This is a genomic window from Kosakonia sp. (genome assembly GCF_032052965.1).
Lineage (GTDB): Bacteria > Pseudomonadota > Gammaproteobacteria > Enterobacterales > Enterobacteriaceae > Kosakonia.
In genome coordinates this window covers 91489-104738 of the sequence record NZ_DAMBVN010000009.1, presented here as the reverse complement: position 1 = coordinate 104738, position 13250 = coordinate 91489, and the positions used below count along the sequence as shown (strand labels likewise).

16 protein-coding genes are annotated in these 13250 nt (G+C 50.9%); 12 read left to right on the top strand and 4 right to left on the bottom strand.

The window, feature by feature from the left end; all coding sequences use genetic code 11:
* Window position 1: 1 nt before the first annotated feature.
* From RTX30_RS13030 to RTX30_RS12995, 8 genes are all read left to right on the top strand, one after another.
* A complete protein-coding gene (locus tag RTX30_RS13030) occupies window positions 2–283 on the top strand; it encodes a hypothetical protein (protein ID WP_312690382.1) in 282 nt (93 codons plus the stop codon).
* Window positions 284–524: 241 nt separating this feature from the next.
* Window positions 525–1091 (top strand): hypothetical protein, encoded by a 567-nt coding sequence (locus RTX30_RS13025; RefSeq protein WP_312690380.1) that lies wholly within the window; start codon window positions 525–527, stop codon window positions 1089–1091.
* A 120-nt stretch (window positions 1092–1211) separates the two neighbouring features.
* Window positions 1212–1730, top strand: a complete 519-nt coding sequence (locus tag RTX30_RS13020) for a hypothetical protein (protein ID WP_312690378.1) — start codon at window positions 1212–1214, stop codon at window positions 1728–1730.
* Window positions 1731–2357: 627 nt separating this feature from the next.
* Complete coding sequence (locus RTX30_RS13015) at window positions 2358–2801, top strand: hypothetical protein (protein WP_312690376.1); 444 nt, start codon at window positions 2358–2360, stop codon at window positions 2799–2801.
* Between the two features lie 39 nt (window positions 2802–2840).
* The gene (locus RTX30_RS13010) at window positions 2841–3176 is read left to right on the top strand and encodes a hypothetical protein (protein WP_312690374.1); all 336 of its coding nucleotides are present in this window, start codon (window positions 2841–2843) and stop codon (window positions 3174–3176) included.
* Between the two features lie 374 nt (window positions 3177–3550).
* A complete protein-coding gene (locus RTX30_RS13005; RefSeq protein WP_312690372.1) occupies window positions 3551–4177 on the top strand; it encodes a carbonic anhydrase in 627 nt (208 codons plus the stop codon).
* Complete coding sequence (locus RTX30_RS13000; protein WP_312690370.1) at window positions 4174–5643, top strand: SulP family inorganic anion transporter; 1470 nt, start codon at window positions 4174–4176, stop codon at window positions 5641–5643. Before RTX30_RS13005 ends, RTX30_RS13000 begins: the two co-directional genes overlap by 4 nt.
* 75 nt (window positions 5644–5718) lie before the next feature.
* On the top strand, window positions 5719–6048 hold the full coding sequence (locus RTX30_RS12995; RefSeq protein ID WP_312690369.1) for a cupin domain-containing protein: 330 nt from the start codon (window positions 5719–5721) through the stop codon (window positions 6046–6048).
* 10 nt (window positions 6049–6058) lie between these two features.
* Here the strand turns inward: RTX30_RS12995 and RTX30_RS12990 are convergent, their stop codons facing one another.
* From RTX30_RS12990 to RTX30_RS12980, 3 genes are read right to left on the bottom strand one after another with little or no spacing between them, the layout of a single operon-like run.
* Window positions 6059–6826 carry an inositol monophosphatase gene (locus tag RTX30_RS12990; protein WP_312690367.1) on the bottom strand — a complete coding sequence of 256 codons (768 nt, stop codon included), beginning with the start codon at window positions 6824–6826 and terminating at the stop codon, window positions 6059–6061.
* A 10-nt stretch (window positions 6827–6836) separates the two neighbouring features.
* Window positions 6837–7859, bottom strand: a complete 1023-nt coding sequence (locus RTX30_RS12985; RefSeq protein WP_312690365.1) for a LacI family DNA-binding transcriptional regulator — start codon at window positions 7857–7859, stop codon at window positions 6837–6839.
* Window positions 7856–8614, bottom strand: a complete 759-nt coding sequence (locus RTX30_RS12980) for a ribonuclease Z (protein WP_312690363.1) — start codon at window positions 8612–8614, stop codon at window positions 7856–7858. Before RTX30_RS12980 ends, RTX30_RS12985 begins: the two co-directional genes overlap by 4 nt.
* Before the next feature lie 151 nt (window positions 8615–8765).
* Between RTX30_RS12980 and RTX30_RS12975 the strand changes: the two genes are divergently transcribed.
* The 4 genes from RTX30_RS12975 (at window position 8766) to RTX30_RS12960 (ending at window position 12647) form a co-directional block, all read left to right on the top strand.
* Window positions 8766–9749 (top strand): ABC transporter ATP-binding protein, encoded by a 984-nt coding sequence (locus tag RTX30_RS12975; protein WP_312690361.1) that lies wholly within the window; start codon window positions 8766–8768, stop codon window positions 9747–9749.
* Between the two features lie 35 nt (window positions 9750–9784).
* Window positions 9785–10933 carry an extracellular solute-binding protein gene (locus tag RTX30_RS12970; protein WP_312690360.1) on the top strand — a complete coding sequence of 383 codons (1149 nt, stop codon included), beginning with the start codon at window positions 9785–9787 and terminating at the stop codon, window positions 10931–10933.
* 62 nt (window positions 10934–10995) lie between these two features.
* The gene (locus tag RTX30_RS12965) at window positions 10996–11829 is read left to right on the top strand and encodes a sugar ABC transporter permease (RefSeq protein ID WP_312690359.1); all 834 of its coding nucleotides are present in this window, start codon (window positions 10996–10998) and stop codon (window positions 11827–11829) included.
* Window positions 11826–12647, top strand: a complete 822-nt coding sequence (locus RTX30_RS12960; protein WP_312690358.1) for an ABC transporter permease subunit — start codon at window positions 11826–11828, stop codon at window positions 12645–12647. Before RTX30_RS12965 ends, RTX30_RS12960 begins: the two co-directional genes overlap by 4 nt.
* Window positions 12648–12705: 58 nt before the next feature.
* Here the strand turns inward: RTX30_RS12960 and RTX30_RS12955 are convergent, their stop codons facing one another.
* Window positions 12706–12987, bottom strand: a complete 282-nt coding sequence (locus tag RTX30_RS12955; protein ID WP_312690356.1) for a YjcB family protein — start codon at window positions 12985–12987, stop codon at window positions 12706–12708.
* Window positions 12988–13250 lie beyond the last annotated feature (263 nt).

The window sequence follows — 13250 nt, the reverse complement described above, 5'->3', positions numbered from 1 at the left end:
TATGAACGATATTATTAAACTGATTGATATGATAGAGAAAAGGCCTGCTTTATATTTAAGTCGGCATACGATTTCGGCGTTAAAAGCTTTCCTGGATGGTTGGCAAATGAGAGAACCGACGGGAATCGTCAATATTGAAACGTTAGTAAACTTTCAATCGTATATTGAAGAGTATTATGAAGTGACAGGGCACTCATGGGATAAGATTATTTTATTATTTTCACAAGATGAACATGATGCGCTAAATAATTTTTTCAAGCGATATAATGAAATGAAGAAGTAATCTACTGCCGGGAGTCGTAATCTCCCGGTATTATTTTTTAATTATCCAGAAATATCACCAGTGGTTTCTTTTATGGATTGCTTCATCTGACAGACTTTCAGGTGGGTAAGGTATGTAAAAATTGTTAAATATCAATTTGTTATTATATATCTGATGCGTGTTGCGATTTAAATGAAAATAACTTACATATCAATGCCTTGCATGGCTTTTACGCGAGTTTATTCGATAACAGGAAATCTGAATGAAAAAAGTAAACATACTGGCTCATATTGATAATTCTCAAAGTGAATGTATTATTGGCCGAATTGGTGGAAATATTCCTCAATACTTTACGGATAAACTCTCTGAAATCGAAGGGCTTAAATTTTACATCAATTTCCAACATCCGGATGATTCGCAGTTGTTTATTTCTATTTTTGTTCCGCAAGAATATGGTGTATTGTTGGAGAATAATATTTACCCTGCCTGCGCAGTAAAAGTTTTTGTTCATCCCTATACCGGTGAAAGTACCAATAAAAACTATACAATAGAACGTATTAATCAATCATATATTATTGGTTTTAATGAAAGAGAAACAGACGACTTCGGATTTATCACCAAAAGCGAACATCCAAAATTGATTCAGGATGAAGAGTATTATTATACGAATCTTAAACACGATGATTATCAGTTCTTCGTGCAGATCGATGAAGACTTTTATCCACCCGATGTCATCGACGGTGATTATATATTTGGCTATGGTGCCTTATACTTATATAAAAATAAAACGGATGAATCTATCGTAGCCGGTTTCTGGCAATATTCATAATCAACGCCTTTGCAAACCAAACTATCGTCCGGTAGCTGGCAAGGTGAGGTGGCTTATTGCCTTTCTGGATGTCAATATTGAAGTGTGTTAATGTTTTACAGAAATTAATGGATGCTTACTATGCCAATCGATAAAGACGAAAATAGTGTTGTCCTTATTAAAAGAAAGAACCAAATATACTGGTTTGCGGCTTTCAAAACGTGTTGGGTATTAGACCGAATAAACTGGGTTAATGACTTTATAAAACACGGGGTTTTTGGCGTAAAAACCTATGATCACCAGGAGCGTTACCATCTGCCCATTGTTAATGAAGATAACGCAGATAAATTTATGTCATTACTCATCAATGACGGCTATTTAATAGACAAAGACGTATTAAGTGACGAATTTTACAGAAGGCTCTCACCGAATACGACCTGGTGGGACATTCATGATCTGATGCCCGACCTGTTTATCGATTTTGATACCAGAACGCTGTATGCGCAATTTGTTGAAAATATGCATTATGAGCGCTATGTCCCGGAGGGCTGGTCGGGCACGATAATCGATTTCTGTTCTTCCGGGTTGTTACCGCCGAGCGAGATGTTCTGGGTCAAAGGGGATAAGGATCACCGACAGCGGATAATCGCAAAAGGATAAAGGGTTATTTATGGGATATTTTTTTCTTTATTGTGAAAAGAGTAAACTTTTATTCTTATCAGGAATGATAGTGGAGCGATTGAACCCAATATGATGATGCTATTAAAAAATATCTGAGTGAAATGTTTATTACTGGTTCAGACCCGGTGCGTTGAACAGAATAAATCCGGCGGCGAGAGCAAGAGAGGACAACTGACAACAGCGTAGTTAAAGAACTCTTGCTTACTGTGTACTTTGTATTGGCAGGTTAATTTATCTTAAGTCTTATTTCATGACTACCTTTCCCTGTGTCATTTTTTTGATTATTTCAGCAAATGATGCTAAATAATTAGCAAGGTTGGCTCAGGTGGGATGCGTTATCTTGAATAATCGTTAAATGCCCTATTATAGGCTGTTAATCCTTTCCCTGAAATATTACATGTTGTCGTAACGCGTTGCGGTCGATATAACTTCAGGCAGACCGTGTTGATGCGTAACATGTTGCGCTGTCTAATTTAGGATAAGTGATTTTTACGTTTTAACGACGTGGGTGCAAATAAGAATTTGCCTGATTTCATTCACCCCTGACAACCGACAATATGACTTGCTGATTTACCCCTATCATTCAATTAATAAGGAGTCGCTCCTGTGCGAGATTTATACGACATAGACCCTGCCTTAGGCAGTGCAATCGATAAGATTGTTGAAGAAGGGGATGACGCACGGCAGGGCGGTGACATGGATGGGGCGGTTTCTTTATATCAGAAAGCCTGGGCGTTAGTGCCGGAACCGAAAACCGACTGGATGATGCCCTCTTTGTGGATCATCTCAAGCTTTTGCTCTGCCTGGTTCGATAAAGGTGATTTTGAAAAAGCCAAAGTCTGGGCAGAAATGCTGCTGGGGCTGAAAAGCGACAGGGACACGGCGCCGGCGGTCATCATGGGCATGGTGTGTTATGAGCTTCAACAGTACGAGGAAGCTTACGCTCATTTCCACGCGGCTTACGGTTACGCAAAAACGCAGGCGTTTTTGGGACGTGATAAAAAATACCTCGCCTTTTACCAGGCGGAGCGCAAAAAAAGTAAGCTATGACGTTGATAAACCGTGTTATACGCTGACGAGTGAGACGATATGTTGACGAAAAATCGCCAATACAGCCTGGCGGAGATTATCGATTGGATAAACGAGACTGACTGCCAGGATGACAACTTTTGTCTTTATGGCACCGGGGAGAAACTGACGGCAGAGGGGATCTATCTGTTTGCTGGTTACCCGCAGGTGGAGGACGATACGGAAATTTACCCCCCGGCGGTAATCGAAAATGAACTGGAGTACCTTTATTCAGGTGAAGATGCCACCAGTGTCATTATGTTGGTTAACTGCCAGAAACCGGGTGCCTCGCTGGACGAGTATATCCGGGCGCTAAACTATTATTACGAAAATGATAATTTTCTCGATGTAAACTAAACAAGAACGTCTTGTTTGTCCTTATAATAACGCCGGCAATATTTTCTATCGTAAGTGTATTGCCTGGTGATGACGTGTTAATTACTGCAACAGCTCTCTGCTGGCGACGCAATATATCCTTTCTCAGAAACCTCACAGTTATTTAGCCTTGTATGGGTGACTATTAGCGTACATATCAATAAGCTCAATAAAATCTCTATATCTGTATATGCGTGCCATTACGTATTTTCGTTTTTTTACATTTGGACTTTTTTTACTATTTTAATTCCACAATAGGAATTTCCTTAAGTATGTATTTTTCCAGACAGTGCTAGTAGTAAAAGTTCCCGCATAAAACCTGCCAGGCCAACCACTGACAATAAGGGAGTCGCACTGTGAACACATTAAAACCGCTGCTGGCCAGAAACCGAAGTTGGGCGCTGTTGAAACTTCAAAGCGATCCACACTATTTTGAACAACATCTTCATCAACAACAGCCGCACTCTTTATGGATTGGTTGTTCTGATAGCCGTGTTCCTGCAGAAGTGCTCACCGGCTCACATCCCGGTGAATTATTTGTTCATCGCAATATCGCCAATATGGTCGACCCAACGGACGATAACTTTATGAGCGTGTTGCAATACGCTCTGCATTACCTGAAGGTGCACCGCATCGTGCTGTGCGGTCATTACGGTTGCGGCGGCGTTCAGGCGGCCCTGCAACTGCCGCAAATGCCTCTCGCACAGGAGTCTTCCGCGCTGGCGCGGCGCATTACGTTGTTGCGCGACGTCCTCGGCCAGAAAATCGATGGTGCCGCATTCCCCAGTACGCCTGACGCAGAAACGTTGAACCAGCTGGTCGAAGACAACGTAAAAATCCAGTTTTCACGCCTGGTGCAAACAGCGCCGGTGCTGGATGTCTGGCGTAGCCAGCGAGAACTCAATATTTATGGCTGTGTTTATGACCTGGCCACCGGTCATCTGAAGACCCTTGTGGAGAAAACTGCGGAGGCAAGCACATGAAGAACAATACGTTACGCCAGGACACGCTGGCAGGTGTCGTCGTCTTCCTTGTGGCCTTACCGTTGTGTCTGGGGATCGCTCAGGCCAGCGGTTTACCTCCCTTTGTCGGCCTGCTGACCGGCATCATTGGCGGATTACTGGTAACGGCCCTTAGCCCATCCCGCTTTGCGGTAAGCGGCCCTGCGGCAGGGTTAGTCACCATTGTTGTGGCTTCGGTAGAAACACTGGGATCGTTCTCAGCCTTTTTGTTCGCGCTGGTACTGGCAGGCGTGTTGCAATTCGCGATGGGCCTGCTGCGTGCCGGTCGCTTTATTGCTCTGGTGCCGGGTAGTGTGATCAAGGGAATGCTGGCAGCCATTGGTTTGCTGCTGATTATGCAGCAGATCCCGGTGGCCTTCGGCGCGGTAGAGGAGAGCAGTTTGCGTGTGTTGTTCAGCGGCGATTTCACCTTCTCGATGACCTCGTTTGCCGTGGCGGCGGCGGGCTTGCTACTGCTGTGGTGTTGGGACTCAACAGCCATTAAGGGGCTCAAAATTCTGAGCTGGATCCCGGGACCGCTGGTAGCCGTGGTGCTGGGCAGCGCCGTGGTGTTAACGCTGATCGTTGCCGCCCCGCACCTGCTACCGTCGCTGCCGCGTATTACGTTGCCTGCGTTCGGCTCCTTTGGCGATCTGCTGGCCGAGCTGGAAGGGCCGGACTGGCAGGCGTGGCAGAACCCGGGGGTTTACACCGTCGCCATTACGCTGGCGCTGGTAGCCAGCCTCGAAACGCTGTTGAGCCAGGAAGCGCTGAAAAAACTGCGTCCACAGAACCCGGCGCCCTCGCCTGACAAAGAGCTGGTCGCGCAAGGTGCGGGCAACCTGCTTTCCGGTCTGGTTGGGGCTATGCCGATCACCGCAGTGATTGTGCGAAGTTCGGTGAATGTCAGCAACGGGGCGCAATCGAAATTCTCCGTCTTGTTGCACGGTGTGCTGTTGCTGGTATGCGGGTTGTGGTTTGGCGGCTTTTTGTCGGTGATCCCGCTGGCAAGTCTTGCCGCCGTGCTCATTTACACCGGTTATAAGCTGGCGACACCGCGCCTGTTTATTGCGCAGTTTCGCGCCGGGCCGCAGCAATATGTGCCTTTCCTCACTACAGTGGTCGGGATCATTGCGTTTGGCATGCTGGTCGGTATCGGTCTGGGGCTGGTGATGCAAATTGCACTGAGTATTTACCACAGTCACCGCAATGCATTGCAACTCGCCCGTTTTGACGATCACTATGTGCTGCGCATTCACCAGAACCTGACCTTTCTGCACAACCCACGTTTGCAGACGTTACTGGCCAGGATCCCCGAGCGCAGCGTGGTGATTGTGGAGCATGACAATGCTGACTATTTCGACCCGGATGTGAAAGCGGTCTTGCGCGACTTCGCCGAAAGCGCGCCGCAGCGCGGTATTCACCTGAATCAGTGGCCCGCGACGTAAAACTGTCGGGCAAGCGCTCGCTGCGGCGGGCGCAACCTGCCATGCTTAAACCTGTATCACAGGGGAGGGCGGCGTATGCTGAGCAACTTTTTCCAACAGCTTCCGGATGCCGGACAGGCGGAGGACGCGGAGGTTTTTGACGATCTGTTATCGCGCCCTGGGGTGAAAATCGAGCGCATTATCTCTACCGGGCAGGCCAGTCCGCCCGATTTTTGGTACTGCCAGCCGCAGGCGGAGTGGGTGCTGATTGTTCAGGGAGCTGCGGGTTTACAACTGGAAGGGGAAACCACAGAGCGTGTGTTGCAGGTTGGGGATTTTGTGAATATCCCGGCGCAGTGCCGCCACCGGGTTAACTGGACACAGGCCGAACCGCCAACCCTCTGGCTGGCGGTACATTATGCCTGAGCGGATCACCTCACTCGTCTGGCAGCAATAGCGGCTGTAAACGCCGCCAGACAGCCGGACTGGCGGCCCAGGCATTATTGCCCTGCGTCAGCCCGTTATTGGCAAGAAAGTCATTATGCATTCCGCCGGCGGCTTTAATGATGGCCAGCCCGGCCAGCGCATCCCAGCTGTGCAGATGTGCCTCAAAGTAGCCATGCACCTGGCCTGCGGCAACGTGGGCCAGCATCAGCGCGCCAGCGCCAAAACGACGATGTTCGACACCCTGTTCAAACAGCATTTCAATGGTACGGGTATAGTCCCGCGGCGCGGTACGGCTGGAGCGCCCCAGCCCGAGCACGATCGCGTCCGGTTCAGGATCGCGGATTGTTAATCGCTCGTCGTTTAAAAACGCCCCTTTTCCGGCTTCGGCAAAGAAAAACTCGTTGCGATCGGGGGCATAAATCACGCCCAGGACAATGTCATTGTTTCTGACATACGCCACGGAAATGCACCAGTAATCCATACCGAGAATAAAGTTTGTAGTGCCATCAATCGGATCGATGACCCACACCCCCTCGCTGCCGGGCTCCAGCCCGCGCTCTTCACCGAGCAAACCGTCCTGCGGGCGTTGGGTTTTCAGCCACGCGCGCAGTTCTGTTTCGACATACACATCCGCCTGGGAAACAAAATCCTGGCGGCCTTTTTGTTCGATGGTCAGCCCGCTATCGCGAAGCTGTTTCGCCTCCTGACCGAGACGTCGAATCAACGCACAAAGCGCGTGGGTAAACTGTTCTGTCATATCCGGACTCTTAGCCAATGCGTGGTGATGTTTGTCGATGAACCAGCTCTACCTTAACCCACTCCACGCGGGAAGGCTGCAGTGGGTTTTTCGCCCGCTCCAGCAGACGCGTGAGCGCCCGGCGGGAGATTTCTGCAACGTCCTGATGCAGCGTCGTAAGCTGGTAACTGAACTGACCGCTTTGCGGTGTATTGTCAAAGCCAATCAAATGAAAATCCTGCGGCGCCTTTTTACCGCGCTGGCGCATACCGTCGAGGAAGCCGCAGGCAAGCTGCGCATTAGCGCAGAAGATGCCATGCGGAAGAGCCTCGTCGCACTCCTGCGCTGCCTGAAAACCCCCTTCGTAACCCTCTTCGCAGGCGGTAATGGCGTGCACATGTAACGCGGTATCAACGCCCAGCTGTTGCAGCGCCTGGTAAAACGCCTCGCCACGCATTATCCCTGCCCAGGTCGAGCCCTGATTGTTCAGCCAGCCAAATCGCCGGCAGCCTGAGCGAAAAAGCTGTTCGGCGGCCAGGCGCGCGCCAGCATCGTTGTCCGAGCAGACAAAATCAACCAATGGGATATCCGGATGGCGGTTAATGCCCACAACCGGGATCTGCTGGCTAACGCATTCGTTAACCAGCGCTTCGGGGGGTTTGCCGGAAGTGACGACGACCCCGGAAACACGAAACTGAGTAAAGCGGCGCAGGGTAGGGGCCAGATCCTGTTCGCCGGTGATTTCCGTCACCAGCGCCTGGTAACCACGGCGTTGGATCTCGTGCAGTAACCCTTCCAGCAGGCTGCTACGAAACGGATCGCCAATACGCGAAACGATCACGCCGATCAAATGGCTGCGCTGACGATTAAGCCCCTGAGCGAGAAAATTGACCTGGTAGCCCAGCTCTTGTGCCGCGCGCAGGACTTTCTCTTTCGTCGCCGGGGAGATGCTGCCGTTGCTGCTTAACGCGCGGGAGACGACCGCGCGCGATACCCCGGCGCGCCTGGCGACGTCTTCGGCGGTGACAGCGGCCTTGCGTGTCGTGGGGCTCACGCGTGCTCCTCCGTGCAATGGCTGAGATCAATCACCATCCCATCCTGGCAGAGAAATAACCCCGGGTATACCGCACATGCCTGCGCCAGGGCTTCGCGTGCCGCGTCATTGCAGTGGTAGAGGCCAAGGCGCGGCAAATGAAGCTGGTCACGCAACGCCAGGCAGCCTGGAAGATCGCCGTGCGAGGCATCAGCAGGCAGTGCGGTCAGCGAGGTACACTCCTGAAACGCCACATCTGCGCGGTGCATCAGCGCAATGCTTTCCGGGGTCGGGCGGCCATCACCACTGTAGAACAGCGTGCGTTCATCCGCGTCAATGCGCAGCGCAAGGTTGGGTATTTCATGGTGCGTAAAAGCCGTGCGGATGCGCCAGCCCTGCCAGTGAAAGTCGGGCTCACTGTCGCGCCACTCAATACCAAAACAGAGATCGCTGTTGGGCCAGTTGGCAAGCCTGGCCAGCTGCATCAGTACGGCGCGCTGTTCGCGCTGCGACCAAATTATCAGGGGCTTACGGCGACCGAAGCTCTTCCAGTGATTCAGCAGAGCGGTCAGGCCGGTGCAGTGATCCGGGTGAACGTGGGTGAAGTAGATGGCATCAATATCGTTAACGTCACCGCGCCGTTGCCAGAGTGTGCGGGGTATGGTTGGGCCACAGTCGATTAACCACCGCTGCTGATGGTTGTCGGTCACACAGATAGCCGAGGTGTTGTGTTGCAATGAGAACGCACTGCCGCAGCCCAAAACATCTATTTTCATTTGGCCTCACCAAATTTATTGATGACTTAATCAAATTGTCACAAATAGACGACAAAGTAGGCTCACATAATGTCGGCGCAAAGTTGCATTTTTTTTACAAATAAATGAACACGTGTTCATCGGTGAAAAAATGCCGGAAAAAGGATCGCCTGTGAGTTATTTGCAAATTGAAAAGCTAAAAATTGGCTATGGCGAAAATATCGTCCTGCACGGTATTGATTTAGCGGTCGCGAAGGGGGAAATGATCGCTCTTCTTGGCCCGTCAGGTTGCGGAAAAACCACATTACTCAACGCGTTATGTGGGTTCATAGACGTACGATCGGGTAATGTTGCGATTGATGGTCGTGATATTACCCGGCTCACACCAGAGCAGCGAAATATCACCATGGTATTTCAAAGTTATGCACTATGGCCGCACTTCACTGTCGCGCAAAATATCGGCTATGGCTTGAAAGTTCGCCGCTGGAAAAAAGATGCTATCCAACAACGGGTGCAGGAATTATTAAAAATCGTCAACCTCGAGGGATATGCGGATAAAAAAGTTACCGCGCTTTCCGGGGGCCAACGTCAACGTGTGGCGCTGGCACGTGCGCTGGCAATTGAACCAGATGTGCTGGTGCTGGATGAGCCGTTATCGAATTTGGACGCCAAAGTCCGCCTTAACGTTCGCCATGAAATCAAAGCCCTGCAAAAACGTCTCGGTTTTACCTCGCTGATTGTGACGCACGATCAGCAAGAAGCGCTGGTAATGGCCGATCGGATCGCCGTGTTGAATCACGGCCGAATCGAGCAAATCGGCACGCCGGAGGATATTTACCATCGCCCTGCAACGCCGTTTGTGGCGGATTTTATGGGCGCTGATAACTGCATTACCCACCCGGACGCACCGAATAAAACGATTTGGTTTCGCAGTTCGGATGTCACTTTGCATGGCTTACCGCAGCCGGAAGCCTCGGGACTATTGCTGCAGGGCGTGGTGCTGGAGAGCGCTTTCCTGGGGCATCAATATCGCCATAGCGTGCGCTGCGATGGACACATTTTACTGGCTGATTCACCGCAGTTCCGCCCGGCGAACGCGCCGGTAGTGCTGCATGTGCCTGAGCCTGCTTTGCATGTTTTTGAAACCGCTTTGTAATGCCAACTGACACACACTTTTCCTGGGGATACATCATGTCCGTAAATAAGAAACTTGCTGCAATAACCGCGCTCTGTCTGGGTTATGGCGTGACGGCCGCCAGCGCCGAAACGGTACTTAACGTCGCAACGGCGGGCGATCAGAATATGGTGGATTATGTCAAAACCTGGCTGGGGCCGAAATTTGAAGCCACCCATCCAGGGGTGAAAGTGCAGGTAGTAGGAACTGGGCCCGGGGATGCCGGGTCGAATAAAATTATCGAGAAGTTAACAGCGCAGCAGCAGAGCGGTGCCAAAAGCTGGGACATTGATGTGGCGGTTGTACATCAGGCTGCGGGTGGGCAGTTGGTAGAGAAAGGGCTGCTGGAGAAGTACCGCCAGACGATTAATACCGGGTCAATGGTCACTGCGGATAATGCCAAAAATGCCCTCGGCGTGAATGTTGACGGTTATGTGATGCCCATGTTTTTAAGCCAGACGGCGATCGCCTTTAACAGTGACCTGATCAAAACGCCGCCGAAATCCTATGACGAACTGGTGCAGTGGGCGCAGAAAAACCCAAAAGCTTTTGGTTACAACGGCATTAAGAATGGCATGTCCGGGGTGAGCTTTGTCGTGGGCTGGATATATGCCTACGGCACGGACGCGGCGCGTTTGTCGGCGTTGCCTTACGATAAAAGCGTGGAAAAAACATGGGATCAGGCATGGAGCAAACTGAAAGCCTTTAATCAGAATGTCACCTTTACGCCGGGTAATGCCGGAACGCTCGATATGCTGAGCCGGGGTGAAATCACGATGGGGCCAGTATGGGTGGATATGTTCTACAGCTGGAAAGACCAGGGCAAGTTGCCGCCGTCGATTAAACTGACGCTGATCTCCCCCGGCATGCCTGGCCAGCCGATGTATTACGTGGTGCCAGCACATGCGGCCCAGGCAAAACTGGCGCAGGACTTTATTGCGCTGGCCACCAGTCCGGAAGTTCAGGCTCAGGGGATCGTCAAACAATTTAACTGGTATCCAGGTATCGATGCTCAGTACGTAAAAGACAAGCTGGATGCTGCAACATGGCAGAAGCTGTTTGCTGAAATTTCGCCGGATGATTTGGCGAAAAATGGTAAAAGCTTCCCAATTAATCAGTATTTTAACGATATCAAAGAAGGCTACGAGAGCCAGGTATCTAACTGATTAGCGTGGGTGCCCGGTCACTTTATGGCCGGGCATTTTTTTTGTGACGACTCAGGTTTACCATGCGACACGCGACAAAATATTTACTGCTGGTTGCCCCGGCAACGCTGATGATAGCGCTGTTTTTCCTCTGGCCATTAGGTTTCTCGTTGGTTTCAGCGTTTACCAGCGATACCCGGCAATTTACGCTGGTGCATTTTGAAAAGGTCCTGACGCTCTATTCAAACGACATCCTGTTTACGGTTGTTATCGTGCTGGTTTCGCTGGCGATCCTCGCACTGTTGTCGATAAGCATTTCAGCAGTGATTGTGCTTTCTCCTTATCGCGGGATCGTAAAAGCGTTGAGTTTTCTCTACCGCCTGCCGCTGTTTATTCCTTTTATCGTCACTGCGCAAATGATGCGGACCTTCCTGGCGAAAAATGGGCTGATGAATAACGCTCTGGTGGCGGCCGGGGTGCTTACGCCGATGGATACCACCTCGCTACTCGGCTGGAGCGGGATCATTATTACCTTTGTCTGGAAGCAGATGGCGTTTTCCACCCTCCTGATTTGTGGCGCAATGTCGGCGGTGGATGCCTCGCATATTCTGGCTGCGAAAAATCTGGGTGCCTCACGTCTGCGCATTTTGTTCGACATTATTCTGCCGCAGGTGTTGCCAACCATCGGCGTCGCGCTGGTGCTGTCCACCGTGACGATGATGTCTGTGCTTTCGGTGCCGCTGATGATTGGTACAGGTACGCCAACGATGATGACCGTCGATATGGCCTTTCGCGTGAATTCGTATGGTGATTACCCGGTGGCGAATGCCATGGGTGTCATTTCCTATTTGATTTGCGCGCTGTTGTCCTGGTTCTATTTGCGCCATAGCCTGCATGCTAAAGGAGCACAATCATGAGTGCCATTCTGCACAAGATCCGAGCCAGTTTGGTCTTGCAAACCTTGCTGCTGACTTTTCTGGTGCTGGCACTGTTTGGCCCGTTGCTTAACCTGCTGATCTGGACGGTTGCGGAGAGCTGGTTTTTCCCGCATGCGCTACCGGGCCAGTGGGGTATGAAATACTGGAGCCAGGTGTTTAGCCCTTACAGTGATGTGTCCGGATCCTTGTCGGTCAGTGTGGCGATCGCGGTGTTGGCGGTGGCTGTTTGTCTGGTCATTTCCGTACCGGCAGGGTATGCGCTGGCGCAACGATCCATGCCGCTGCGCGTCTTTTTTATGCTGCTGTTTCTCATTCCGCAGGCGTTTCCGAATCTGACGGTCTATATGAACGTGGCGCGGCTGTTTTATCAGTGGGGATTAAACGGAACGGTGGCCGGCGTGGTGATAGTGCACAGCGTGCACGGTTTGATGTATTCCATCTGGATCAGCGTGGCGGCGTTCTCCGCTGTCGATCCGCTGCTGGCGCGCGCGTCGCGTAATCTGGGTGCCGGGCCGGTTTATACCTTTTTCCATATTGTGTTGCCGCAGGCTGCGCCAGGGTTAATTGCCGCCAGTATCTTTGTCTTTCTGGAGTCGCTGGATGAGTTTACCGCCACATTTTTTGTCGGCGCGCCGGATATCACCACCCTGCCTATCCTGCTGTATACCGCCAGTATGTCTGGCAATTACCAGGTGTCGTCAATCACTGCGCTGATCCTGCTGGTACCGTCGGTGCTGTTTATGCTGGTCATTCATAAATTTATGCGTCCGGAGATGCTGTCAAAACTGGGGAAATAATCCACCGCTGTATGGCCTGGTCGTAACAACAAAAAAGCGCCCGCAGGCGCTTTTTTAATCACGTAATCACCATCGGCCACTCTGGCGGTGCCTGACGGGCGACCTCTTCCATCACCAGCACCAGGTTATGCCAGACTTTGGCAGCGTCTACCATCGTAATGCCGAGCAGGCCAGTGGCAAACCAGCATGCCGCTACCAGTCCCATGCCGCTACTGATAACCGCCAGACCAATGTAATCCGCCCGGCGGAAACGAATGTTCAGCGTACTGGCCATAAACATTAATACTGCGCTCAACAACTGCCAGCGAAAGAGCACGACGCTGGTGGTAAAGGTAGCCATCAAACCATCCTCAAAAGAATCGAATACCGGGCGGACTGGCGTGATGCACGCGTGGCAGCGTTAACGCTGAGGTCCGCGGAGTAGCACAACAAAATGAAACTTTGTTTCCTGTTTCAGGAATGTGTGAACTATATCACACTTGTTCTTTTATTCGCCAGTGCGAAAAAGCGGCTTTTTGCTGTTTTTATCATCGATTTTCTACAACAAGTAATAACGTTATGCTCTTTACGGATCTATATCCCGCGCGATGAGATGATTTAACT